At 53.9% G+C, this 26,180-nt stretch carries 20 protein-coding genes and 1 pseudogene; 6 read left to right on the top strand and 15 right to left on the bottom strand.

Annotated elements, in window-relative coordinates; translation table 11 throughout:
• The 5 genes and pseudogenes from CXF87_RS17340 to CXF87_RS17360 all read right to left on the bottom strand — a co-directional run.
• On the bottom strand, positions 1-676 hold a 676-nt coding region (locus tag CXF87_RS17340; RefSeq protein WP_198556130.1), incomplete at its 3' end, for a hypothetical protein.
• Positions 663-1,790 carry a site-specific integrase gene (locus CXF87_RS17345; RefSeq protein WP_198556131.1) on the bottom strand — a complete coding sequence of 376 codons (1,128 nt, stop codon included), beginning with the start codon at positions 1,788-1,790 and terminating at the stop codon, positions 663-665. The genes CXF87_RS17345 and CXF87_RS17340, both read right to left, overlap by 14 nt.
• Positions 1,791-2,075: 285 nt before the next feature.
• Positions 2,076-2,285 (bottom strand): annotated as a pseudogene (locus CXF87_RS17350) (tRNA 2-thiocytidine(32) synthetase TtcA); the annotation flags it as partial.
• A gap of 106 nt (positions 2,286-2,391) precedes the next feature.
• The gene (locus CXF87_RS17355) at positions 2,392-3,045 is read right to left on the bottom strand and encodes a DNA polymerase III subunit epsilon (RefSeq protein WP_101147539.1); all 654 of its coding nucleotides are present in this window, start codon (positions 3,043-3,045) and stop codon (positions 2,392-2,394) included.
• Between the two features lie 5 nt (positions 3,046-3,050).
• Positions 3,051-4,880, bottom strand: coding sequence for a DUF294 nucleotidyltransferase-like domain-containing protein (locus CXF87_RS17360; protein WP_101147540.1), 1,830 nt, complete (start codon positions 4,878-4,880; stop codon positions 3,051-3,053).
• Positions 4,881-5,575: 695 nt separating this feature from the next.
• Between CXF87_RS17360 and CXF87_RS17365 the strand changes: the two genes are divergently transcribed.
• The 4 genes from CXF87_RS17365 (at position 5,576) to CXF87_RS17380 (ending at position 12,350) form a co-directional block, all read left to right on the top strand.
• Positions 5,576-5,836: a DUF4212 domain-containing protein gene (locus CXF87_RS17365; RefSeq protein ID WP_007113808.1), complete on the top strand. Its 261-nt coding sequence runs from the start codon at positions 5,576-5,578 to the stop codon at positions 5,834-5,836.
• A gap of 6 nt (positions 5,837-5,842) precedes the next feature.
• Complete coding sequence (locus tag CXF87_RS17370; protein ID WP_101147541.1) at positions 5,843-7,624, top strand: sodium:solute symporter family protein; 1,782 nt, start codon at positions 5,843-5,845, stop codon at positions 7,622-7,624.
• A 135-nt stretch (positions 7,625-7,759) separates the two neighbouring features.
• The gene (locus CXF87_RS17375) at positions 7,760-8,269 is read left to right on the top strand and encodes a hypothetical protein (protein ID WP_101147542.1); all 510 of its coding nucleotides are present in this window, start codon (positions 7,760-7,762) and stop codon (positions 8,267-8,269) included.
• A gap of 139 nt (positions 8,270-8,408) precedes the next feature.
• The gene (locus tag CXF87_RS17380; protein ID WP_101147543.1) at positions 8,409-12,350 is read left to right on the top strand and encodes a hybrid sensor histidine kinase/response regulator; all 3,942 of its coding nucleotides are present in this window, start codon (positions 8,409-8,411) and stop codon (positions 12,348-12,350) included.
• Between the two features lie 55 nt (positions 12,351-12,405).
• Here CXF87_RS17380 and CXF87_RS17385 read toward each other — a convergent pair whose 3' ends face one another.
• Positions 12,406-13,068 (bottom strand): response regulator, encoded by a 663-nt coding sequence (locus CXF87_RS17385; protein WP_007113812.1) that lies wholly within the window; start codon positions 13,066-13,068, stop codon positions 12,406-12,408.
• Here CXF87_RS17385 and CXF87_RS22320 point away from each other — a divergent pair.
• Positions 13,067-13,192 carry a hypothetical protein gene (locus CXF87_RS22320; RefSeq protein WP_022522133.1) on the top strand — a complete coding sequence of 42 codons (126 nt, stop codon included), beginning with the start codon at positions 13,067-13,069 and terminating at the stop codon, positions 13,190-13,192. The genes CXF87_RS17385 and CXF87_RS22320 overlap by 2 nt on opposite strands.
• A 107-nt stretch (positions 13,193-13,299) precedes the next feature.
• Here CXF87_RS22320 and acs read toward each other — a convergent pair whose 3' ends face one another.
• Positions 13,300-15,249, bottom strand: coding sequence for an acetate--CoA ligase (gene acs, locus CXF87_RS17390; protein WP_101147544.1), 1,950 nt, complete (start codon positions 15,247-15,249; stop codon positions 13,300-13,302).
• Positions 15,250-15,494: 245 nt separating this feature from the next.
• A complete protein-coding gene (locus CXF87_RS17395; RefSeq protein ID WP_101147545.1) occupies positions 15,495-16,043 on the bottom strand; it encodes a SprT family zinc-dependent metalloprotease in 549 nt (182 codons plus the stop codon).
• A 71-nt stretch (positions 16,044-16,114) separates the two neighbouring features.
• On the opposite strand from CXF87_RS17395, the gene CXF87_RS17400 reads away from it, so the two are divergent.
• The gene (locus tag CXF87_RS17400) at positions 16,115-16,774 is read left to right on the top strand and encodes a YecA/YgfB family protein (RefSeq protein WP_008955962.1); all 660 of its coding nucleotides are present in this window, start codon (positions 16,115-16,117) and stop codon (positions 16,772-16,774) included.
• Positions 16,775-16,789: 15 nt separating this feature from the next.
• On the opposite strand, the gene CXF87_RS17405 is transcribed toward CXF87_RS17400, so the two are convergent.
• The 7 genes from CXF87_RS17405 to ampD all read right to left on the bottom strand — a co-directional run bounded on the left by CXF87_RS17405 (position 16,790) and on the right by ampD (position 26,169).
• A complete protein-coding gene (locus tag CXF87_RS17405; RefSeq protein ID WP_101147546.1) occupies positions 16,790-17,911 on the bottom strand; it encodes a phospholipase D-like domain-containing protein in 1,122 nt (373 codons plus the stop codon).
• A gap of 36 nt (positions 17,912-17,947) precedes the next feature.
• Positions 17,948-18,691 (bottom strand): class I SAM-dependent methyltransferase, encoded by a 744-nt coding sequence (locus tag CXF87_RS17410; protein ID WP_101147547.1) that lies wholly within the window; start codon positions 18,689-18,691, stop codon positions 17,948-17,950.
• Positions 18,688-19,386 (bottom strand): tRNA (adenosine(37)-N6)-threonylcarbamoyltransferase complex dimerization subunit type 1 TsaB, encoded by a 699-nt coding sequence (gene tsaB, locus CXF87_RS17415; protein ID WP_101147548.1) that lies wholly within the window; start codon positions 19,384-19,386, stop codon positions 18,688-18,690. The genes CXF87_RS17410 and tsaB overlap by 4 nt, the downstream gene beginning before the upstream one ends.
• Positions 19,387-19,509: 123 nt before the next feature.
• A complete protein-coding gene (gene adk, locus CXF87_RS17420) occupies positions 19,510-20,163 on the bottom strand; it encodes an adenylate kinase (RefSeq protein WP_035562174.1) in 654 nt (217 codons plus the stop codon).
• Between the two features lie 254 nt (positions 20,164-20,417).
• Positions 20,418-22,454, bottom strand: a complete 2,037-nt coding sequence (aceF, locus tag CXF87_RS17425; RefSeq protein WP_101147549.1) for a pyruvate dehydrogenase complex dihydrolipoyllysine-residue acetyltransferase — start codon at positions 22,452-22,454, stop codon at positions 20,418-20,420.
• A gap of 58 nt (positions 22,455-22,512) precedes the next feature.
• Positions 22,513-25,185 (bottom strand): pyruvate dehydrogenase (acetyl-transferring), homodimeric type, encoded by a 2,673-nt coding sequence (gene aceE, locus CXF87_RS17430; protein WP_101147550.1) that lies wholly within the window; start codon positions 25,183-25,185, stop codon positions 22,513-22,515.
• 402 nt (positions 25,186-25,587) lie between these two features.
• Positions 25,588-26,169: a 1,6-anhydro-N-acetylmuramyl-L-alanine amidase AmpD gene (gene ampD / locus CXF87_RS17435; protein ID WP_035562168.1), complete on the bottom strand. Its 582-nt coding sequence runs from the start codon at positions 26,167-26,169 to the stop codon at positions 25,588-25,590.
• Between the last annotated feature and the right edge of the window lie 11 nt (positions 26,170-26,180).

The raw sequence follows: 26,180 nt of genomic DNA on the forward strand, positions 1-26,180 counted from the left end.
TTGCTATTAACAATCTTACACTTACAAGATTTCTCAATGTGCTAAATGAAAAAAATCCAGCATACGCCTGCCTATCGAAAAAATCATAATCTCTATCAATACTAAAATCGATTCTAGCAATTTCTTGGTTTAAATTCTGAACCACTGAATCAAATTCTAATTCGCTCAACCTCCCTTTAAAAGGATTCAAGGGATCAATCATCTCTGAATCAAGATTGCTTGAAGTAAACTGGTGAAACTTCTCAAACTCACGGTAACCAAGCCTTACCAAGGTACCAAAAAATTGATTAGTAGCTTTCTTTTTACTTAAACCTAGACTACTCCACGCAATCATTAAATCTTCAATTGAGGGAAATCCTGATTGTATAACCGGTCTTACACCTATTGCCACTGTGCATGCAGTTGATGCTGACTTATTAATCACATAGTGAATAAAAACAAGCAATGCCAGCTTAATCTCATTATTTGACAACTCGCCGGACCTTAACCAGGCTAGTTTAATTAAATTACCCTTACCTTTATTTTGCAAAAGCACCCATTCAGCATCGGCGACTCTTACTTTTAAACCTGATTTCACAATAATGTATTCTGGAATCTCATCGCCAGCAGTATTGTCCTCGTCAAAAAAGGGAAATGACTTATTTTTCTTTATCGTTGCATCATTATTTTCCCTCATTTTTCTGCTCCACCAGCTCTTGGTGCTTCCGCATCATTTCTACAGTGTGCCGCTGAATTGCCTTATCATTGTAAGTTTGCCCCATAGTTGAGTTGGGCGACCATCCCATGGCGTTCCTCCTCATATCCTCTAAAAGAGGACGCTCAACGTTCTGTTCTTCACCTGCGGCGTCGAATTTTTCATTCCACTTATGGCGTAGTAAATGTGGATGCACCTTAAAATTAAGAGAATTTGATAGTTTATTAAAAATATTATTGATCGTTTTCAGGGAAATAGGTAGCCCGGCTGTACCTTTTGAATTTTTTTCACTTACAAAAATAAAGTCATGAGTATTACATTGGTTAAACTGTGGTCTGATATGATCTATGTAGAATTTAATCTGCTCCATTAGGCTGCGGTTAACAATAGCTTCATGGGAACGAGTCTTTTGATTTGGCTTTTCTAGTCGAGGATCGGAAACATCCGAGCCACGCGCACGATAGATAGATATTCGGTCATAGCTACCATGAAACCGACAATCTGATATCTTAAGTTTTGCGAGCGCCCCGCGCCGGATGCCCGTCTGCTCAAGCAGTGAAACAATCAGATAGTTTCTTACTTTGGAAGACTTAAAGGGATTGTGCTTAGACTCAGGAAGTATCATCTCTTTTAGGCTTTCGAATACGCTGTCAGGTATCACCGAATCGGTAGATGAGACAGGATTGAAATCAGAATTTCGGCCAAATGATTGCTCATCAAGCTTTAATTTTGAGATCAATTTATGAAAGCGATCCTCGACTTCGTCAGTTACTCCCTTTCCACCGTGGAATTCATCAAATAGCCACTCTAGATATTGCCTGAGCCGACGTACTCGACCCTGGATAGTTTCTGGAGATACCTTTGAGAAAGCCCGGAGGTTGGCTGTCATAGCATTCCGCAGATGCTTATCCTCGACACCTAGAAAAGGTATTACGTTTGGCTCAAGTGGGGCGCTTTTTTGATGGTGGCAAAAATCAAAAAAACTTAAATACTCTGGGTATGAAACTAACCTGCCGTTTGCTACTCGGGCGGTCAGATCTATCGAGCGGTTAGTGAAATAACAAAGCGCAAACAATAGTTCGTTTGAGTATCTCACAGTTGTATTAAACGCCTTTCGAGATAATACGCTATTTATGTAAGCTGCCGCATAGACGTCTAAAGGACAATCGTTCTCGTCTACAATTGATACGAATTGGATGCCACCATAAAGATATTTTTTAAGCCTAATCCTTGACAAAATATGTAATCCTATAAGCAGATTACAAAAATCTATTACTCAGACAAGTCTTTGTCAATAAAAACTCTTGAGAAAGGCCGAAAAACGGGCTTTTGGGAGATGAAGAGGCAGGAACTAACTTTACAAAAAATATATGGCCTATAATTTGCCGCCGGAGAGACAGACCATCACACGGTCGCCTTCATTGATCATCTGGTAATCAATAATCGCATTGCCTACTTCTCGGCGCAGGCGCTTTTGCAGCTTGTTAAATTCACGTTTCTGCTTAGCATCGGCCAGCTCTGGCGAGTCTTGCTCAACATCAGCGAGGGCGGCTCCGAGGGAAGCAGGGTCAAAATGATCAAGAGATTGCATGGTATAAGCACTGCCGAGGGTGGAAGGCATTCAAGAAAAAAGTGACTGCTATTCTAACAACACTCACCGCCCTGACCCAACTACTCGTATGCAGAGCTGCTTATCACTAAGCAGCCTCCGCCATAATGCGCTGCAGGCGCATATAGAGCAGCGCACTGGAAGTGGCCTCGCCTAACACACCCTGCATCCCCATCGCGGGTACTTGCCAGCACGCCAGCGCTTGGGCAAAGCTACTCCGCGCCTCTATCTCCGGGTGCAAGCGCCGCAGCTGGCGCTGGTGCAGCTTTTCCACGTCGACCTGGGCATTGGGCAGCGCGAAATCCAACCGCTTTCTCAGCAACGCATTTAACGCTCCAATCCGCTTGTCTAACTGCCAACCGACAATAGGACGATTGCCAATAAACTCTACTAACGCATTTAAATTGTCGCGGTTTGGCGCCGCCACCTCCCCCGCCTGACACAGCAGGTGATGGCGACGCAGCGATGCATTGCTAGCCTGCCCCGGTGCGCCTAACGTCAGCACAAAAGCACGGCTGGTACGCACCTGCTGTTGGCTAAGCACCACGGCGGCCAAACTGATCACAGGTGACGTCGGCGTTGGCGTTGATGTGCAGGCAAGCGCTACTAGTTCTTCGCCCATATAGGGCTGAAAGAGCCAGGCATAGGGAGAATCAGCACAGCGCCGCCGGTCGCTTTCGCGGCGCAATAAGGTGCGCAAGGAGCCGCTAAAAAGTGCCACGTGTCGATCTAACAGCCGCATTCCGCTCACGAATACTCCAGATGATAACGATGGGAAAGCCGCTGCTTAAAGTCTTTGACGATATGCAAAGCTTCACGTAATAAGTCGCGTTCTAGCGAAGAGAGGCTTTGCACCACGACACGATTGGTGCGGTTCGCCTCTTGCGATGTGCTACTTGCCTCTAGGGCCGTGAGCTGCTGTTTGAGACGCAGCTCGGAAAACAGCGCCAGCGCTTCGCCCAGGTCGTCAGCGAACCGTCGATCCAAGCGGCCATCGGCGGCCAGCGCGTCTAAACGATCCAGTGTTGAGGTCGCTTTGATTCGTCGCTCCAGCGCCATGGTGCGCACGCCGTGGACAATGGGGAAAATGCCGCCTTTCTTGATATCGATACCGTGCTGGGGCTTTTTCAGCGAGCCAAACAGCGTTAGCGGTGTGGAAAAGCGTAGCGCCGTGCGAGCAAAGTACGAAAGCAGTAGCTCATCACGAGAACAGCGTTCAAATAGCTCTTCTCGTACGCTCTCAAGCAGATTGGGGTTACCGGCCACGGCATGAGCATCAAGCATAATCGCCAGTTTCATTAGGCTGTCGCCATCCCGCTCGCTGGCCCATTTGGCAATATTGCTCTTCCACTGCGACACCGTGGCCACCCACTCAGGGTTCGAAACCATAATATTGCCGGGGCACGGCGGGTAGCCAAGCTGGATGAGGGTATCGGTGAGCGTTTGCATATGGCTCATAAGATCTGGCCACTGCGCGTCGTCGGCGAGAATCAAGCCATTATCCTGGTCGGTTTTTAGTATTTGTTCGCCGCGCCCTTCGCTACCCATCACCATCATGCAGCTCTGCTCGCGGTACTTCTCATCAATAGTGAATTCCCAGGCTTTACTCATGATACGGCCGTTCAGCGCAGCGAGTAGATCCATCGCAAAGCGTAGCTTTACGCCTTGAGCCATCAGCGCCTTCACCAACTCTGGGGTGCGCTGGCTGGCCGCCGACAGTGCTTCCAAACTACTCGCCTGTTCGACTTGTAGACTCACCACGTAGCTGCGACTGGAAAAATAGCTAAGTACGTCGGTGAGTTCGACGACGCCTTTGAGAACGTTTTGCTTCAGCACCACTACACGCGTCACTTTATGCCGCGTCATCAGTACCAGAACTTCAAATAAGTATTGATCCGGCGCGACGGTGACCAGATTAAAATGGGCGATCTCATCAAGCGGTGATGACAACGCTCTACCGTGCAATACCAATCCATTGAGCAGGTCGGTTTTCGTCACCATGCCTAGCTTGCCTTGAGTCTCGACGAGCAGGCTGTCGGCGTGGCTGTCGTTGAGCTGCTTCACCGCGCTGGCAATATCAGTAGCCGCCGCCATTAACAGCGGCGCACGCATACATTCGCTTACCTTGGCTAACATAAAACCCGCCATGGTGACGCCTCCTTCGGCACGCTTTTCAGTCAGTAAGCGTGCTTTATGCGTCAGCGATTGGCGAAAGAAATTACTGAAGTCCGGGTAATGACGGCACAACTGCTGAAACAACGCTTTGGGCAGCAGGTAACACAAGCACTCCTGCTCGGCCTTAAAACGATAGCGGCTTTTACCATTGAGAATGCTGATCGCACCAAATAGGTCCCCGGCCGTGTAATGACCAATACGCGAGGTAGACGAGGGCAGCGTGGGGTCGATTTCTGCCACTTCACCTTTATGTATTAGGTAAACAAACTCGCCCGCCTGTCCGGTCTCTAGGATTATTTCGTCGCGGTCAAAATACGCAAGGTCAATGCCTCGGCGAATGTGGTCACGACCTTCATCGTCAAGAAGCGTGAACGGCAGTTGGGATAGATCCACATCGACCATGGGTATGACCTCATTAAACAGGGCTACGACTAACCAGGCTTTGCCTTAAGACAAACTGGTAGACATAAGAAAAAACAAATAAATATCGTGACTCAATGCTGGCCCACTCCAACGCTTCAGAAAGCAGTTATCGATTATTATATGAAGATGACTATACGGGTATAAAGGATTCACTTCCCAAGTAGCAAGTAGAACCTTGTTATACCTTTAGCTATCACGCTAAAGTCGAAGCGACTTTAGATACGCGACCAAAGTATTGATAGTGACTAACGGTCACTGACCACTAAACGCAGCGCATGTACTTAAAGCAGCCAATAACTGCATTTATTTGCTTACTAGACTATTGTCCTATAGTGCTAAAAACACCTACAAAATCTGCTTAACCAGTGTCTAAAAACACCTATTTTCAACAACATACAGTTATCAAACAGCCACTTCTCTGTTTATTGATACCAAAGTCTGGGATTTATTTTTTAACGATTATTGCCCAGTATTAACAATGAGTCATGCAGGGTAATCGCACGTCACTAACTGACTCGACATTTCATATCGAATAATAAGGTGATGTGCCAAGAGAAGCTGACTCACCACTACTAACAATTGGGTGGCTTTAGACGTGCGATTGCCCTGATGGGTCACACGCTATTCCTCGTGAACTTTCCCAACCTTAAAAATCACAAGTGGAGAGCAACACAATGGCAGACGACAAAACCAATGCTGCTGAATACTGGAAAGCAAACGTCCGGTTAATTTTCGGATGCCTGGCCGTTTGGGCATTTGTTTCTTACGGATGCGCTATCCTGTTTCGCCCACTGCTCGCCGGCATTCCGGTTGGCGGCACTGACCTAGGCTTCTGGTTTGCACAACAGGGCTCTATCTTAACGTTTATCGTGCTGATCTTCTTCTATGCCTGGAAGATGAACAAGCTCGATCAAAAATTTGGCCTTGGGGAGTAAGCCGGTATGAGCCAGTTTGCAATTAACTTACTGTTCGTCGGCGCCTCCTTTGCCTTGTATATAGGCATTGCGATTTGGGCGCGCGCCGGCTCAACAAAAGACTTCTATGTCGCCGGGGGCGGGGTTCACCCCATCACCAACGGCATGGCCACTGCCGCCGACTGGATGTCTGCGGCGTCGTTTATTTCCATGGCGGGTTTGCTGGCCTCCGGTGGCTACGCTAACTCCACCTTCCTGATGGGCTGGACGGGTGGCTACGTTATCCTCGCGATGCTGCTGGCCCCTTACCTGCGTAAGTTTGGTAAGTTCACCGTGCCCGACTTCATCGGTGACCGCTTCTACAGCAACACCGCTCGCCTAGTGGCGATCGTGTGCTTGATTGTAGCGTCGGTGACCTACGTTATCGGTCAAATGACCGGTGCAGGCGTGGCGTTCTCGCGCTTTCTTGAAGTCAGCAACACCTGGGGTATCTGGTTAGCCGCGCTGATCGTTTTCCTCTACGCCGTATTTGGCGGTATGAAGGGCATCACCTACACCCAGGTGGCACAGTATGTGGTGCTTATCATCGCTTACACCATTCCGGCGGTGTTCATCGCGTTCCAACTGACGGGCAATCCGATTCCGATGTTCGGCATGTTCAGCACGCACACTGAATCCGGTGTACCGCTGCTGGAAAAACTGGATGATGTGGTCAATGCGCTTGGTTTCCAAGACTACACCGCCGATGTGGACAATAAACTCAACATGGTGCTGTTCACGCTGTCGTTGATGGTCGGTACTGCCGGTCTTCCCCACGTTATCATTCGCTTCTTCACCGTACCGAAAGTGGCCGATGCGCGCTGGTCCGCTGGTTGGGCGCTGGTCTTCATTGCCTTGCTCTACCTGACCGCACCGGCAGTAGGCTCTATGGCTCGCCTGAACCTGGCGACCACCGTGTATCCAGAGATGGCGGGGCAGGTTGAGAACTACGAAGAGGCTGCGCAAAACCCGATTCTGTACGAAGAGCGCCCAGGTTGGGTTCGCACATGGGAAGAAACCGGCCTGATCAGCTTCAATGATCGCAACAATGACGGCCGTATTCAGATGTATAATGATGCCGCCGACTACTCTGATCGTGGCTGGGAAGGCAACGAACTAACCGTTAATAACGATATCCTGGTACTCGCCAACCCGGAAATCGCCAACCTACCAAGCTGGGTTATTGGTTTGATCGCAGCCGGTGGTATTGCGGCGGCGCTGTCTACCGCGGCAGGCTTGCTGTTGGCGATCTCTTCGGCGATCAGTCACGATTTGATCAAGACCATGATCAATCCGAAGATTTCCGAGAAAGGCGAAATGTTAGCGGCGCGAATCTCCATGGGTGGCGCGATCCTGTTGGCCACCTATCTGGGGCTTAATCCGCCAGGGTTTGCGGCACAGACGGTGGCACTCGCCTTTGGTATCGCTGGCGCATCGCTATTCCCTGCGCTGATGATGGGGATCTTCTCCAAGCGGATGAACAGCCCAGGCGCCGTTGCCGGCATGTTAGCGGGCTTGGTTTGTACCTTGCTGTACATCTTCACCTATCTAGGCTGGTTCTTCATACCGGAGACCAACATGCTGGCCAACACGCCGGATAACTGGTTCTTTGGCATCTCGCCGCTCTCCTTTGGTGCGGTGGGCGCGATGATCAACTTCGCCGTTGCCTTTGCAGTTTCCAGAGTGACCGCGGCACCGCCGCAGGAAATTCAGGATCTGGTGGAAAGCGTTCGCTATCCGAAAGGTGCTGGTATGGCGGTAGATCACTAAGTCATACTCCATCCGGGCGGCTTATCGCACTGTTGTGATGTCGCTTAGGAATTGACCTTACCATCGGGCTTCCTTAGGGAAGCCCGATGGCTTTTATAGATAGCTTTTATAGACGGCTTTTTGAAAGGATATTTTATGATATGGCATTTGATCGCCGCCGTTTTTGCGGGCCTTGCAGCCGCAGGGATTGGGTTGATACTGCGCACCTTGAGCGGCAAACGTTTGCCCAAATGGATAGTGCCGGTGTGTGGCGCGCTGGGTATGCTGGCCTATCAAATTCAGGTGGAGTACAGCTGGTTTGAACACAAGCAGGCGCAGCTTCCTGACTCTGCCACGGTCATTTCAACCGAGAGCAGTACCGCCGTATGGCGCCCATGGACCTTTGCCTTTCCGATGACCACTAAGTTCAGCATGGTCGATAGTGAAAACGTCCGCATAAGCGAGCAGGATGGCGCCCGCTTAGCAGAATTTATCCTTTATCAGTTTGAGCGTCACCACACCGATATTTTGATCACCCAGCCCTATCTGCTCAACTGTGATAACCGTGAGCTAGTGCCGCTGGATCAAGACTCCCGCGAGCCTATTCTCGAAGAGATACGCACGCTGCGAGAAACATCGCCGTTACTCAACAACGTATGCGCATAGATAAAGTTAGCCGGGATAACAACAAGCCTACGTAGTGGTCGTACATGGCCCCCTATTTCGCCTAGAATGAAGCCTTTTTTTATTAGCGTACGTTTAGCGCACATATAAGTGGGTCGCACACTCTGGCGGGGAGAAAAGCATGTTTCACGGCGGGCTACTGGTCGCGGTATCGCTACTTTATATTGCCGTTTTGTTCGGTATTGCGTGGTACGGTGACCGCCGTGCGCGGACTCATGGCGCCTCCCGGCGGCGCCCGATTATCTATAGTTTGGCGCTGGCGATCTACTGCACGTCATGGACCTTTTACGGCGCGGTTGGCCAAGCAGCCACGGCGGGCTGGTCGTTTGCGAGCATTTTCGTCGGCCCGATATTGACGTTTTTGCTGTTCTGGCCGGTGTTGGCCAAAATGATTCGTGTCGCTAAACACCAAAACGTTACTTCGATTGCCGATTTTATTGCCTCCCGTTACGGCAAAACCCAGTCGCTGGCCGCCTTTGCCAGCTTGGTCGCCCTTGTCGGCACCCTGCCTTACATCGCGCTACAGCTAAAAGCGGTTTCTACCACTTTCAGTGTGCTCACCGATGCCTCCGATGTGACCCATACGCCGCTGTTTGGCGATACGGCGTTCTACGTTGCCATTGTGATGGCTATCTTCGCGATTCTCTTTGGTACTCGACATACCGATGCCACCGAACACCACGAAGGTTTGATTCACGCCGTCGCGTTTGAATCGCTGGTCAAACTGCTGGCCTTTGTGGTGCTTGGTGTCTTTGTCACCTGGGGAATGTTTGATGGCCTGGGTGAGTTAATGGGTCACGCCGAAAGCCAGCTTGAACTCCAGCGCCAGCTCGCCAACCAGGATTTTGGCCAGAGCTTCTGGGCGCAAACCCTGCTCGCCATGCTCGCAATTCTGTGCTTGCCACGCCAGTTCCATGTGGCGGTGGTCGAGAATATTCACCCCGACGACGCTACCAAAGCCCGCTGGCTGTTCCCGCTCTATCTATTGGCGATTGCCTTTTTCGTGGTGCCTTTGGCTGCTGCCGGGCTGCTGATATTTTCCGAAAGCGGAGTCGAGCCGGACACCTATGTATTGGCGCTATCCATGGCGTCGGGGCAGCAGTGGCTGACGCTGCTTACCTTTATCGGTGGTTTCTCCGCAGCGACCGGCATGGTGATCGTTGCCGCGGTGGCCGTGTCGATCATGATCTCCAACGAGATTGTAATTCCGGCGCTGTTCCGGCTGCGCTGGTTTGACACCAAGGCCCGGGATTATGGTCGCTTAGTACTGCGCGCGCGGCGTTTAACCATTGTCGCCGTCTTGGCCATGGCCTATGGCTTCTACCAACTGATTGCCGAGTTCACCTCGCTGGCCTCGATCGGCATGCTATCGTTCGCCGCCGCGGCACAGTTTGCCCCGGCGGTGATTGGCGGGCTTTACTGGAAGCGCGGTAATCGACTCGGGGTCATTGTCGGCATGAACGCTGGCTTTGCCATCTGGGTATATAGCCTGTTAATGCCCGCCATGATCAATGCCGGCGTGCTGCCAGCAATGTGGCTAGAAGGTGGCCCGTTAGGGCTTAACTGGTTATCACCCACGGCGCTGTTTGGACTCAACTTGGGCGACAGCTTCACCCACGGCGTCATGCTGTCACTCGGCGTCAACCTGTTCTGCTATATCTTCGTCTCTCAAGTCACTTCGCAGCGGGTGGTTGAGCGTATTCAAGCCTCGCTGTTCGTGGATAGCGTAGAAACTCGCCAGACCTCGGTCAACCGCCCCTGGACGGGCGCGACGACCGTGGGTGATTTAAAAGTGCTTTGCGAGCGCTTCCTCGGTGCCGGCCAAGTGGATCGCGCCTTTGAAGATTACGCCCGTCGTGCAGGCAAGCCCCTGGACAACGGTACCCGCGCCTCCATCGATATTATTCAGTTTACTGAACGTTTTCTGGCCTCGGTGCTCGGCGCTTCATCGGCCCGTATCGTGGTTAACTCGGCGCTGCAGGGGCGCGGTATCGGCATCTCAGACGTGATCTCGATTGTCGATGAGGCCTCCCAGGTATTGGAGTTCAACCGCGCGCTGCTCCAAGCCACCATCGAGAATATTAACCAGGGCATCAGCGTGGTCGACCAGAACCTGCGTTTGGTGGTGTGGAACCAGCGTTACCTGGAGCTTTTCCGCTTCCCTGACCACTTGATTCGTGTTGGCGCGCCCATTGATCGCATCTTCCGCTACAACGCTCACAACGGCGAATATGGCCCAGGTGACCCGGAAGAGCACGTACAGCTACTGCTCGACAATATCCGCGAGGGCCAGCCCCACCGCTACGTGCGCTACCGCCAGGATGGCAGCGTGCTGGAAGTACAGGGCAACCCGATGCCCGGCGGCGGCTTTGTGTATACCTACCAGGATATTACCCAGCAAAAGCGCATCGAAGAGGCGCTAATACGCTCGGAAAACAATATCCGTATCTATACCGATAACGTGCCCGCGCTGATTGCCTACTTCGATAAAGAGTGCCGCTACCTATTTACCAACCGCGCCTACGAACAAGCATTTAATATTGACCGTAACGCGGTGATTGGCCGCCGCTTTCAAGATGTTCTCCAAGTTAAACAGGCGGAAGAGCGGGCCCCTTGGGTGGCCCGCGCGCTGAACGGCGAACGGGTGAGCTTTGAGGTCTCGCTAAGGGTGAACGAGGTGATGCGTTATATGCTGGTCACTTACACCCCCCACTTTGGCGACAGCCAAGCAATTTTGGGCTTTTTTGCCCTTTATCAAGATATTACCGAGCGCCGCCATGCTGAGATCGCCCTCAAAGAAACCAATGAAACCCTTGAGGAGCGCGTGCGCGAACGTACCCAGGCGCTGTCTGAAGCCAATGCGGCGCTGCGCCAGGAGAACCGTGTACGCGCTGAAGCAGAACTCGCTCTGCGCCAAGCCAAGCAGTTGGCGGAAGATGCCAACGCCTCTAAAACACGCTTTCTGGCCGCGGCCAGCCACGACTTGCTGCAGCCGCTTAACGCGGCACGGCTGTTTACCTCCGCACTGATGCAAAACGTTACCACCACCGATACCCAACGTATCGTCGGCCACATCGATAACTCGCTGCAAGCCGCTGAGGAGTTGCTCAGCACTCTGCTAGACATCTCCAAGCTGGACGCAGGCGCCCTGACGCCACGCCGCAGTCACTTTGCCCTGGCGGATATCGTTCGCCCGTTACGCGCCGAGTTTGAGGTGATGGCGGATGATCGCGGATTGGACTTAGAAGTGGTTCCGACCCAGCTGTGGGTCGACTCAGACCCGCAGATGCTGCGCCGAATCGTACAAAACTTCTTATCCAATGCGATTCGCTACACCCAAGAGGGACGCGTACTGCTGGGCTGCCGCCGTCATAATGGCTGGCTCTCGATTGAAGTGTGGGACAGCGGCCCCGGCATTCCCGAATCTAAGCTCACCGAAATTTTTCAGGAGTTTCGCCGTCTGGATCAGGTGTCACGCCATAAAGAGAGCGAGAAAGGCCTGGGGTTGGGGCTGTCGATTGCCGACCGTATGAGCCGCGTGCTGGATCACCCCATTAAAGTGCGCTCGACGGTAGGCAAAGGCGCGGTTTTCTCAGTTAGCGTGCCGATAGTCACCGCCCGTGAGGCGAGCAGCAGCGAGCTAGAACCCCAGGCACGGCGTGGCAGCCATAAGCTTAGCGGTACGCGGATTGTGTGTATCGATAATGAAACGCTGATTTTGGAAGGCATGACCGCCATGCTTACCGGCTGGGGCTGCGAAGTATTTACCGCTACCAGCATCGGTGGGGCCAAATCGATTCTACGCAATATGGATGGCGACCCGGACGCTATTTTGGCGGACTATCACCTGGATAACGAAGTCACCGGTCTAATGGCGCTAGAAGCGCTCAGCGAGCGTTTTGAGGGGGCGGTACCGGGCATTGTCATCACCGCTGATCGTACCGAAGCGGTGGCTGAAGAGATCAAGCGGGCGGGCTATCAACTACTGCTGAAGCCCGTAAAACCCGCGGCGCTGCGGGCGCTATTGACGCGCACATTGCAGGCCAATCGCGCGGCGCGTTAAGCGCCGCGGTTCAGGTGCTAATTACTTAGATGCTAAGTATCAAGAAGACAGGTAGTTAGGAAACGACTTTTGGCGGTTCGACTTCCAGTTTCTGAGCCGCAATAACGGCCTGGGTACGTGAGTGCACGCCCAGTTTACGTAGAATCGCGGTCACATGGGCTTTGATCGTCGCTTCAGAAACGCTCAGTTCATAAGCGATCTGCTTATTCAGCAGGCCTTCGGTCAACATGTTCAACACGCGAAACTGCTGGGGCGTCAGCGACGCAATCGCCTCAGCAAAGCGCGATTCTTCTTCGCTGGTCTCTTCCAGCACGTTGGCCAATGCCTCTGGCAACCACACTTCGCCCTGCAGAATTTCACCGACGGCTTCAGCAATGAGTTGTAGAGACGATGATTTAGGGATAAAACCCGACGCGCCGTAGTCAATAGCACGACGCACCACGTAGGGCTCATCACTACCTGATACCACCGCCACGGGGATATCGGGCATCTGGCCACGCAATTGAATCAAGCCGGAAAAGCCGTGGGCTCCCGGCATGTGCAGATCCAGCAGAATCAAATCAGCGTCTGGGTGGCGGTTAACCACGTCAGTGGTGGCTTCCATGGTATCCGCTTCGACAATTTCCGCCTGGGGGGCCAACTGGCGTAACGCTTGGGTCAGCGCTGCACGAAACAGCGGGTGATCGTCAGCGACGATAAACTTATGAGCTACTGCCATGGATATTCCTCCGGTTCCTCGAGCAGCGGGGTTGTCTGCCGCCGCGACGCTAGGCTCTTACGGTTGTGAAGCATGGTACCCCATGGGCTTCATCATGCCCAAGCATCACATGCACAATTTGTAATAGATAGATCATACCAACAAAAACAACAGTGCCGACCTACACGGGTCGGCACTGTTTTCTAGGTAAACAGCCCTTATTAGGCTAAACAGCCTACTACGGTGTCGCCATTATTGATTGGCGCGATGCTCAATCAGCTCATCGACCACCGACGGGTCCGCCAGCGTGCTGGTATCACCCAAACCATCGCACTCGTTAGCGGCAATCTTGCGCAGGATACGGCGCATGATTTTACCCGAGCGGGTTTTCGGCAAGCCGGGCGCCCATTGAATAACATCTGGCGAGGCAATCGGGCCAATATCCTTGCGTACCCACTGGGTCAGCTCTTTTTTGAGCTCGTCAGACTCCTCAATACCGTCATTCAGGGTGACATAAATATAGATGCCTTGTCCCTTAATATCGTGCGGGAAGCCGACAACGGCTGCTTCAGCAACGGCGCTGTGCGCTACCAAGGACGACTCAATTTCAGCAGTCCCCATCCGGTGTCCGGAAACGTTCAGCACATCATCCACACGGCCAGTGATCCAGTAGTAACCATCTTCATCGCGGCGGCAGCCGTCACCAGTAAAGTACATACCGTCATAGGTTGAGAAGTAGGTCTGGATATAGCGCTCGTGGTCACCCCAAATAGAGCGCGCCTGCCCCGGCCAGGAATCGAGAATCACCAGATTGCCTTCAGTGGCACCTTCCAGTTTATTGCCTTCGTTATCGACCAGCGCGGGCTTGACGCCAAAGAACGGTACGGTCGCAGAACCGGGCTTGAGCGGCGTAGCGCCCGGCAGCGGGGCAATCATGATGCCGCCAGTTTCGGTTTGCCACCAAGTATCTACAATTGGGCACTTTTCGTTGCCGATAACGCGGTAGAACCACTCCCAGGCTTCCGGATTGATCGGCTCACCCACAGAGCCCAACAGACGCAGGCTATCGCGTTTACTGGAGTCCATGACGTTGTCGCCATGGGCCATCAGGGCACGCACCGCGGTGGGCGCAGTATAGAGAATATTGACGTTGTGCTTATCAACGATATCGCCCAGACGGCCATGAGTGGGATAGCTGGGAACACCTTCAAACATGACGGTAGTCGCACCGTTCGCCAAAGGTCCGTAAACGATATAACTATGACCCGTCACCCAGCCCACATCGGCAGTACACCAGTAAACCTCACCCTCTTGGTAGTCGAACACGTACTGATGCGTCATCGCAGCGTAGGTGAGGTAACCGCCGGTGGTGTGTTTCAGACCCTTAGGAGCACCGGTAGAGCCGGAGGTATACAGAATAAACAGCGGATCTTCGGCGCCCATAGCTTCGGTTTCACACTCGCTGGACTGCTTATCTACCAGCTCGTCAAACCACACATCACGGCCATCTTTCCACTCAATTTCACCGCCGGTACGCTTCACCACCAGAACGTTTTTGCACACGTCGGTGCCGTCACGGGTCAGCGCGGCGTCCACGTTCTCTTTTAATGGTACGTGTTTGCCACCACGCACCGATTCATCGGCGGTAATCACCAGCTTGGAGTCGGCGCCAATCACCCGCTGAGCAACAGCATCTGGCGAGAAGCCACCAAAAACGACCGAGTGCACGGCGCCAATGCGCGCACAGGCAAGCATCGCCATGGCAGCTTCGGGAATCATCGGCATATACAGCGTAACCGTGTCGCCTTTACGAATGCCTAGCTCTTTCAGCGCGTTGGCCAGCTGATTCGTACGTGCGTAGAGCTCACGATAAGTAATGTGCTTGGAGTCATCGGGATTATCGCCTTCCCAGATAATCGCCGTTTGATCACCGCGTTTCTCTAGATGACGATCCAGGCAGTTGGCGCTGACGTTAAGCAGCCCATCCTCAAACCAGCGAATATCGACATTATCACGCGCAAAAGAGGTGTTTTTGATTTTAGTGGGCGCTTTAATCCAGTCAAGACGCTTGGCCTGCTCGGCCCAGAAGCCTTCCGGATCGTCCATCGACTGCTGATACATGGCCTCGTACTTAGCTTTATCGGCCCAGGCATTGGCGGCGAAATCGTCGCGCACCGGATAGACGTTGTGTTGATCGCTCATAAAATTGCCTCTGTCCGTGAAAATGCACTCTTCTATAAAGTGCCATCTAAAGAAACTGTAGTCGATACACTAATTGAAGGCATTGTTCGAAGACGCTACTTGAAGACATTGCTGGGTGTTATTGACCATTATCAGGGGTATCGACTGCCATTAATGTTCCCCTAGCATAAACCTCCTCGCCCTGGCTTCCCTTTAGACATTGGTATTAGCATTTTTTATTTAAAAAACAAACATTTATATTTAAATTAAAGCTTATATCCTGGCCTGTAGACCAAGGTCTTAGCACAGTGACGGCAACGGTAACGACGGCCGTTTGCCACTAAAGCATGACGCCTGGGAGTAAATTGATGAATCCGGCAATCGCACTGGTAGCGATAAGGGGCGGGCTGCGCCTGCTGAATATCAAACTGATGGGTCACAGTGGGCACTAAGCCGAAAAGCTCGCGCATCACCGTTTTCCATTCACGGCCATGGGGTTTCAAACGCGGGCCATTATCTAAATGAAAGACCAACCAATGGGCCATTTCATGAGGAATAATGTCCTCAAAAAAAGCCGTGCGGTTTTCACTCAACAACACCGGGTTAAAACGCAAGCCTCCGTGCCCCAGATGCGCCTGCCCGGCCGACGCACCACGCAGGTTAAACCACACCTTTGGCGCTGGCAGCGTAGGGCATACTTCACAACAGCGCAGCCACGCCTGCTCCACGCGAACCCGCGCGGCGTGGTGCAACTCTGTTTCCGTCATGTCGGCCAGTTCAGCAGCTGGCCAAGGGGGCAGTGGAGACGTCTTCATTAGTGATAAACTAGCCGTTATGGTTTCCTAGTGACCGATGATTACCGATTCGCATTGATGAGGCTTTACTCATGGCAGAGCGCAGCGACACGCCCGACACAAACACGCCCCCGCAGCCACTGCTCGAGGATGAGCAACTGGACAGACTGGATGACTTCCTCGACTCTGATCAAGTGGATGAAGACGCCCTTGATCTGATCTCCGCTCATGGCTTTTTAGTGGCGCTTGCCGTCGCCCCTAGCGAAGTGCCGCCCGCCCAGTGGTTGGCAGAGCTTTTTCAGGGCGAGCCACGCTATGCCGACGACGCCGAGCGCGATGAGATTATCACCCTGCTCACGCTGCTGCGTGACAATGCGGTGGCAGTACTTGAACAGGGTGGCTTACCCGAACTCCCCTTTGAGCTAACGCTTGGCGGCGAGCCTGCCGAAGAAACACCGATAGGCGACTGGTGCGCGGGCTTTATGGAAGGCGTCTTCAGCGATGAAAGCGCTTGGTTTCAAGACGATGAAGAGGCCGCCGCCACGCTGCTGCTGCCGTTTATGCTGCTTTCTGGGCTGTTCGATGATGAACCCGACATGGCCGAGCTCGCTAAGGATCAAGCGCGCCAGGAGTCGCTGGTGGTGCAGTTGCCGGAACTCGTCTTGGACCTTTACCTGCACTACCGCGTCCCGCCGGAAACTTCCAAACCCAAGCCGCGCAAGAAAACGCCTGCCAAGGGCAAGAAACGCTAACGCTACCCGCGGCCCTTATTTAAGCCGCATGATGATCCCATCCAACACCCCGTAGATCCACTCACGAGCGCGCTGCCCCCAGGGGCGCGCCGCCCAGGCAGCGGCGTCTACTTCCTGGCTTGCGGCAAAGTTACGTACAAAAAGTTCACGCACATCCTCCGCCAATTGAGGGTCTAGCGCCTCTTGATTGGCCTCCAGGTTCCAGTGCAGATTCCAGTGGTCAAAGTTACACGAACCAATGCTTACCCACTTATCGGCGAGCACAAATTTGGCATGGATAAAGGTCGGCTGGAACTCAAAGATGCGCACCCCCGCTTTCATTAGCGAATGGTAAAAGCGTTGACCGGCAAAACGCACGCTAGGATGGTCATGCTTTGCCCCAGGCAGCAGCAGGCGCACATCGATCCCCCGCCGTGCGGCCCGCACCAAGCGACGCCGCAACGCGAAGGTAGGCACGAAATAGGGCGTACATAGCCACAGCCGCGTTTCCGCCTGGTTGACGCGCTCATGCAGTGAATGGCGTATTGCTTGGTATCGATAGCCCCGCGCCGACATCGCCCGCCCCGGCTGGCCATCGGCATGCGCTTGTGGCTCACGCCGTTCAGGCAGTGCACCCGCGCTATTATCACCCTTCTCAGCGCGAGTTAGCCGCGAGTTCCAGAGTCGTCTAAACAGCTGCTCCCAGTCCGCCACCACCGGTCCATCGATACGTAGCGCAATTTCATACCAAGCATTCAGGAACTCATCTACCGCGCCAAAGCCACCGGTAAACGCCAGTTCGCCGTCAATAACGACAATTTTGCGATGGTCGCGGCTTAAGTTAAGCGCTAAGGAGTGAAAGCCGATGGGATTAAAAAAGCGCAGCTTTACGCCGCCTTGCTTCAATCGCTGGCGGTCTTCGCTAGACAACCCCATCGAGCCATATCCATCCAGTAGTAAACAGACACGAACCCCACGCTGGGCAGCGTCAATCAGCGCAGTGCTCACTTGATCGGCAAGCTCTCCTGACTCCATCAAATAGAGCTCGACCAACACATAGTGACGAGCGCTATGTACTGCTTCAAACATGGCTGGCAGAAAGCGCGAGGCCTCTGGCAGCAGCGTAAATCGATTACCTTCTCGCCACGCGTTCTGCATGGGTGCTCCTTGCGGTACTGTCGATAAGCGAGCCGATTAGCGCACTAATGAGCGATGGACATACAAATCATAGCGGCTGGTTTTGCCTTCAAGCGTGTGCTGCGGTGCCGGGCCCTCAATAGGGGGTGCCTTGCGGGGCCGCTTGACTACCACTCGGTGGGTGGCTATCTCCAGCGCCGCTTCAAGCAAGCGCGGGGCATCGTCATCATCCCCGGCCAACTCACGAAACAGACGCATCTCTTTTTTCACCAGCGCTGATTTTTCGCGGTGGGGAAACATCGGATCCAGGTGTATCACCTGCGGCGCAAAATGAGCACTGGCAACAAGCGCCGCCAGAGATTGCGCCGCATCGCCGTGGCGCAGTGTCATTCGGGCGGCAATATCCACCGTGTCGCTATGCCTTAGGGCACGCTTCAGGCCATCGTCCAAAAGCGCCGCAATCGCCGCGACCCGTTCAATCAACAGCACCTGGGCGCCGAGACTGGCCAACACAAACGCATCGCGGCCTAGCCCTGCCGTTGCATCAACAATGCTAGGTGACACGCCCTTGGCTAGCCCACAGGCCTTTGCAACCAGCTGCCCCCGCCCACCGCCAAAACGTCGCCGATGGGCCGCTTTGCCCGCCACAAAATCGACGCTAAGCGGCTTGCCATAGCGTTTTTCATCACCGACCAGCGCCAATCCATCATCGCTTTGTACTAAACGCAGCCCGTCAGGCAGAGCAATGCACTCAACGTCGCTCTCGACATTGGTCTCAACTGGGCTCTTCACAAAGCTCATGCGGGCTTTTTCCAGGCGACGTCATTACGCAGATACACCGGTTGAACCAAGTGGGCCGCCTGCCCCAACCCAGCGGCAAAATCACGTGCCGCCAGCCACGCCATCTCTTCGGCGCGGGGCTCTAAGTCATCCAAATGCTGGGGCATGCTTAGCTGTAAATCGACGGTGAAGCGCTCCCACAGCGTAAAGCCGCTACCTACGCCCACCCAATCGGTTTCATCGCCTGGCAAGCGCAGTGCCTCTGGGGCCAGAACGGCCTCGGCGCTCATCGGCGTAATCGTATCTTTTAAACAGTGCCAGGTCGCGGCGTAGACCTCACCCATGCGGGCATCTAACGCCGTCACCACATGGCGAAGGTGATAGCGGCGGTGAGCCTGAAGCGCCAGTGCTTCCAACGTTGAGATACCCAATAGCGGGCAATCGAGGCCAAACGCCAACCCTTGAGCAGCGCCTGCGGCGATACGCAGCCCGGTAAACGAACCCGGGCCACGACCAAACGCGACGGCATCAAGCTGGGAAGGCGTCACCTGCGCTTCGGCAAGCACTTCATCCACCATTGGCAGCAACCGGCGAGTATGGGCGCGGGGCGTCATCTCAAAGCGCGCCAGGCAAGTAGCCCCCGTCTCGTCTTGGCGCAATAGGGCTGCAGAACACGCGCTAGAGGAGGCGTCCAGGGCAAGCAGATGTAACGGCATAGCAAGTGGCCACTCGAAAGAAAGATGGCGGCATTATACCTTTGTCACGCCATTACGACGATGGCCCGCCGAAGCGGGCCATCATTGGCAGGTAATACCGATGCGATTAATCAATAGCGTTTATTAACTTAGCGCTTCTTTCACCTGACGGGTGATATCGGTCACGCTGCCTACGCCTTCAATGCGGTGATATTGAGGAGCGCTCTGCGGATCCTGCGCGGCCCACTGCTGATAATAATTAACCAGCGGGGCGGTTTGATCGTGATAAACCGATAGACGATTGCGCACCGTGGACTCCTGGTCATCCTCACGCTGAATCAGCGTTTCGCCAGTGACATCATCTTTGCCCGGCTCTTTGGGCGGGTTGTGATCAACGTGATAAACCCGGCCCGAGGCTTGGTGAACACGGCGGCCCGCCAAGCGGCTCACGATCTCTTCATCGGGAACGGCAATTTCCACCACGTGATCCAGTTTAACGCCGCCCTCTTTCATGGCGTCAGCCTGGGGGATCGTGCGTGGGAAACCGTCGAACAAAAAGCCATTTTCACAGTCTGGCTGGCTAATACGCTCTTTGACCAGATCGATGATGATGTCGTCAGACACCAAACCACCGCTGTTCATGATCTCTTTTACTTTCAAGCCCAGCTCAGTGCCATCTTTAATGGCCGTGCGCAGCATATCCCCGGTGGAAATCTGCGGAATCTTAAATTGCTCGCAAATAAACTGAGCTTGAGTCCCCTTGCCCGCGCCGGGGGCACCCAACAGGATTAAACGCATGGCTCTGCTCCTTGAAATTCTTAGTATGAAGAATGAGTACGAAAATGAGTATGGAAAATCTGTTAACTGACAATAACCGCGCCTCTCAGGCGACACAACTCCCCAAAAGCCTGAGAGACCCGCTTTTATTTCAATTTTTTTAAATTAAAACAGCCAAGTGCCGTAAAACTACCACTTTGGTAGCGCTGCTAGCCATTTAGCAAACACAAGCGGCGCCCCGAGGGGCGCCGCTTTTAAGACTCTATCGCTACCAATTACAGCAGTAAACGACGGATATCGGTCAACACATCTGCCAGGAAGGCGGTGAAGCGGGCTGCGTCAGCGCCATTGATGGCACGGTGATCATAAGAGAGTGACAGCGGCATCATTAAGCGCGGTTGGAAGGCACTGCCGTCCCATACCGGCTTCATCTGCGCTTTAGACACACCCAAAATAGCCACTTCCGGCGCGTTAACGATTGGCGTGAACGCCGTGCCACCGATCGAGCCGAGGCTCGAAATAGTGAAGCAGCCACCGGTCATCTCGTCACGCTTGAGCTTTTTGGTTTGTGCTTTCTTACCCAGATCCGCCATCTCCTTGGCAATCTCCACCAAGGACTTTTTATCTGCGTCGCGCACCACCGGCACCATCAGGCCATCGGGGGTATCAACCGCGATACCGATATGGACGTAGTTCTTCCATACCAGCGTTTCGCCATCGCCCTTCAGGCTGACGTTGAACTGCGGGAACTTACGCAGCGCAAACGCACAGGCTTTGACCATAAACGGCAGCGGCGTCAGCTTGGCGCCTTGGGCTTCCACTTCGGCCTTCATCGCCTTGCGGAACGCTTCCAGCTCGGTAATGTCCGCTTCGTCGAATTGCGTGACGTGGGGAACATTGAGCCAGCTACGATGCAGGTTAGTCGCGCCCATTTTGAGCAGGCGACCCATCGGCTTCTCTTCCACTTCACCAAACTGGCTGAAGTCGACTTCCGGAATAGGCGGAATACCCGCACCACCGGAGGCCGCAGCTGTGCCGGGCTGCGCTTTGCCTTGATTGGCAATGGCTTGCTTCACGTAGGACTGTACGTCCTCTTTAAGCACACGATCTTTCGGGCCGCTCGGCTTTACCAGTTCCAGGTCGACGCCCAGCTCACGGGCCAGCATACGTACGGCGGGGCCAGCGTGAACCAATTTGCCGTCACGCGGCTTGTGGGCCGCCATCTGCGCTTCTGGGCTGGGGGTGCCCGCTGGCGACTCAGAAGGCTTGGCGCTAGCCTTGCTCTGCTGGGCCTTTTCGGGCGCTGCTTTCTCAGGGGCAGCTTTTTTCGGCGCAGCTTTCTTACCACCGCCGCTGCCAGCCACTTCGATATAGCCAATGACATCGCCTTCCGAGACGGTGTCGCCCTCTTTGACGGTTAGCTCAAGGAGCTTACCTTTGTAGGGGCTGGGCACATCCATAGAGGCCTTGTCGGACTCTAAGGTAATCAGCGGGTCTTCTTCGTTGATCTCGTCACCGACCGCTACGCCGATTTCGATAATCGGTACGTCAGAGGCGCCAGAAATATCCGGTACGCGAATTTCTTTACGCTCCGGTTCGCCACTAGCGGCTTCTTCCTGATCATCTTCTTCAGCGGGCTCTTCCGGTTCGCTGCGGGCTTGGCTAGCGGCTTGATCATCAGAAGCTTCTTCTGCGTCATCGCCGCCTTCGCCCGCAATCTCCATCTGGCCGATCACATCGCCTTCAGAAACCGTGTCGCCTTCTTTTACAGTGAAGCTGACGATTTTGCCGCTATGAGGGCTGGGCACGTCCATGGAGGCTTTATCAGACTCCAGGGTAATCAGCGTGTCTTCGGCTTCAACCTCATCGCCTTCACTCACCGCGACTTCGATGATTTCAACGTTATCCGAGCCACCCAAGTCGGGCACCTTGATATCAACGGTTTGCTTACCACCGGCTGATTTCTTGGCAGCAGGCTTCTCGGCCTGCGGCTTTTCTTCTTGGGGCTTTTGCTTTTCTTCTTTCGCTGGGGCTGCTTCTGGCTCAGCGTCTTCGCTACTGCTGTCGCCGCCGCCTTCAACTTCCAGCTCAACGATATCGTCACCTTCGGAGACGCTATCGCCTTCCTTGACCAGCACTTTAAGTACCTTGCCGCCTTTCGGGGCCGGTACATCCATGCTGGCTTTGTCAGATTCCAGAGTGATCAGGGTGTCTTCCGCTTCAATGACGTCGCCTTCTGACACCGCAATCTCGATGATTTCGACATCGGTATCGCCACCGATATCGGGAACTTTGATGATTTCGCTACTCAAGGTCGCGCTCCTTCCAAATCGGATCGAGCCGGTGAGCATTCGCCCACCGGGCAGCGGTTTAGCTAGTCAGCGGGTTAGGCTTATTAGCGTCAATGCCGTACTTCTTCAACGCTTCGCCGACAAGCTTGCGATCAATCTCACCGCGATCAGCCAGCGCACGCAGCGCGGCTACAGTGACGAAGTAGCGATCCACTTCGAAGAAGTAGCGAAGCTTCTCGCGGGTATCTGAACGGCCAAAGCCATCGGTACCCAGTACAGTGTAGTCACCCGGCACCCAGGCGCGCACTTGGTCCGCATACAGCTTCATATAATCAGTTGAAGCGATAACCGGGCCATCGCGCCCTTCCAGGCACTTAGTCACGTGAGGCTTATTGGCCTCCGCATCTGGGCTTAGGAAGGCTTCACGGTCGAGCTGTAGCGCTTCACGACGCAGCTCGTTAAAGCTGGTCACGCTCCAGATGTCGGCGCCGATGCCCCAATCGTTCTCAAGCAGGGTGGCAGCTTCTTCGACTTCGCGCAGAATCGTGCCAGAACCCAGCAGTTGAACGCGGCCTTTGTCACCCTTGGTTTCGCGCAGCAGGTACATACCCTTGACGATATCGTCGGCCGGTACGTTCTCCAGTGCAGGATGCTCGTAGTTCTCGTTCATCACCGTCAGGTAGTAGAAGCAGTTCTCCTTATCGGTGAACATGCGCTTCAAGCCATCCTGCAGAATCACTGCCACTTCATGAGCGTAGGTGGGGTCATAGCTGCGGCAGTTGGGAATGGTGGAAGCCTGAATCAGGCTGTGACCATCCTGGTGCTGTAAACCTTCGCCGTTGAGCGTGGTGCGCCCCGCCGTGCCGCCGACCATAAAGCCGCGCGCCTGCAAATCGCCTGCTGCCCAGGCCAAATCGCCAATGCGCTGGAAGCCGAACATCGAGTAGTAGATGTAGAACGGCAGCAGCGTGACGTTGTTGTTGCTGTAAGAGGTCGCGGCAGCTATCCAGGCAGACATGGCGCCAGCTTCGGTAATACCCTCTTCAAGGATCTGACCTTTCTGATCCTCGCGGTAGAACATGATCTGGCCTTTATCCACCGGCTCGTACTTCTGGCCTTCCGAGGTGTAGATACCCAACTGACGGAACATACCTTCCATACCGAAGGTGCGTGCCTCGTCAGGGATAATCGGCACCACTTTTTTGCCAAGCGTCTTATCTTTCACCAGGCCATTCAGTACGCGCACGAACGCCATGGTGGTGGAGACTTCACGACCTTTCGAACCACCCATTTGCGAGGCAAAGGTTTTATCTTCGAGGCTGGGAATCTCCAGCGCCTCAAAGTCGCTCTGACGGCTGGGCAAGTAACCACCCAGGCGCTCGCGCTGCAGGTGCATGTACTTAAGCTCGGGAGAATCATCTTCCGGCTTGTAGTAGGGAACGTCTTTGAGCTGCTCATCGGTGATCGGAATACCAAAGCGATCGCGGAAGGTCTTGAGCGCCTCGTACTCCATGCTCTTAACCTGGTGCGCTTCGTTGGCCGCTTCACCATCGCCGCTACCCATGCCGTAACCTTTAACGGTATGGGCCAGAATAACCGTTGGCTTGCCGTTAGAGGTGTTAACCGCCTCGTGGTAGGCCGCATAAACCTTGAACGGATCGTGGCCACCGCGGTTGAGCTTCCAGATATCTTCGTCAGAGAGGTCTTTGACCATCGCTTCGGTTTCTGGGTATTTGCCAAAGAAGTGCTCACGAGTATAAGCACCGCCGTTGGCTTTGTAGTTCTGGTACTCGCCGTCGACCGCTTCGTCCATGCGCTTCTGAAGGATGCCTTTCTTGTCCTTCTCGAACAGCGGATCCCAGTGGCGGCCCCAGACGACCTTGATCACGTTCCAGCCAGCGCCACGGAAGACGCCTTCGAACTCGTCCATCACCCGCGAGTTACCGCGTACCGGGCCGTCAAGGCGCTGCAGGTTACAGTTGATGACGAAGATCAGATTGTCGAGGTTTTCACGGCCCGCCAGTGAAATGGCGCCCAAGGATTCCGGCTCGTCACACTCGCCGTCGCCCATGAAACACCAGATCTTACGGTCATACATATCTTTCAGCTCACGGTGATGCAGGTACTTCATCACGTGCGCTTGATAGATCGCTTGAATCGGGCCCAGGCCCATCGACACCGTGGGGAACTGCCAGTAGTCCGGCATCAACCACGGGTGCGGGTAGGAAGAGAGACCATCGCCATCGACTTCCTGACGGAACTTATCCATCTGCGCTTCGCTCAGGCGTCCTTCCAAATAGGAACGGGCGTAAATGCCTGGCGCCACATGCCCTTGGATATACACCAAGTCACCAGCAAAATCGCCTTGGGGCGCGCGAAAGAAGTGGTTAAAGCCTACATCGTACAACGTGGCAGACGACATGAAGCTGGCAATGTGCCCGCCCAGGCCCGGCTTGGCGCGGTTGTTACGAATCACCTGTGCGATGGCGTTATAACGGATCAAGGAGCGAATACGACGCTCCATGAACAGGTCGCCAGGCATCGGTGCTTCGCGGTGAACCGGGATCGTATTACGGTGCGGGGTTGTCACCGAGAAGGGCACCTTCATGCCGTCCCGGCGCAGGCGATCCGCCAGGCGGGTCATCAGGTAGCGGGCACGATCTTCGCCCTCACGATCCAATACCGACTCTAGGGAATCAATCCATTCCGTAGTTTCGATCGGATCGAGATCTTCTCTTGTCTCCAGACTCATAGAGGTCTCTCCGAATGACGATAAATGACAATTAGCCCCGCTACCCTAATGGGCCTGGGGCGGCGGTGTGGAAGTCCACCACGCGCCAACATTCAGCCGGTGAATAAACGCCGGATAGGGGTTTTAGCTCTACATTCAACAAGCTACGTACCGTTTTATGTAGTAAAGCTACACAAATGTCGTAAAAGTTAGCCTTTTGTATAGGGGAAGATACCGCAAAGTCGTCACGCTGCCAATTCTGTCGGGGCGGAAAAGCCTATCGAAAACAAACTATTGCACTGCAACATAAGCAAATTAAAGACCTCATTCTTCAGTATCAAATAAGCCAACAATTGTAATTAAACTACTGTTTTATTGCTTTGTTATTGAAGCACTTAGTTATTAAAACACCTAATCGCCCCCCTACTTCTCAGCCTGTGACGTTAACCGCTGCTGGAAATAAACCCAGTCAAATGCTGGGCCTGGATCTGTTTTGCGCAGCGGCGCGACATGGGCATGGCTGGTGATACGGCGGCTATTAAGCTGTGGATAGCGCGCGATTAGCCAAGTCGTTGCTTCTACCAAGGCGTTGTACTGGGCTTTGGTGTAGGGGGTAATGTCGTCCCCTTCAAGCTCAATGCCTACCGAGAAGTCGTTGAGCGCTGTTCGCCTTTTTAGCTGATATGCATCCCACCAGCAAGAGCGCCCGGCGTGCCATGCGCGCTGATCCGTATCAACAAATTGAACGCACTCTCCATCGCGACGTATTAGCAGGTGCGCAGAGACTCTCAGATGAGCTATTTCAGTGAAAAAGGGATGTTCATCTGCCACCAGCCGATTGGTAAACAGCGCCTCAATGGCATTACCGCTAAACACGCCTGGGGGCAGACTGATCGCATGCAGTAGCAGCAGCGAGACTTCGTCGCTTGGGCGAGCGTCGCAGTTGGGTGAGACCACGTGCCGAGCGCCTTCCCACCAGCCACTTAACGGTTGTTTCTCTTCCACGCGCACGCTCT

Source organism: Halomonas sp. MES3-P3E, assembly GCF_002836035.1.
Classification (GTDB): domain Bacteria; phylum Pseudomonadota; class Gammaproteobacteria; order Pseudomonadales; family Halomonadaceae; genus Vreelandella; species Vreelandella arctica.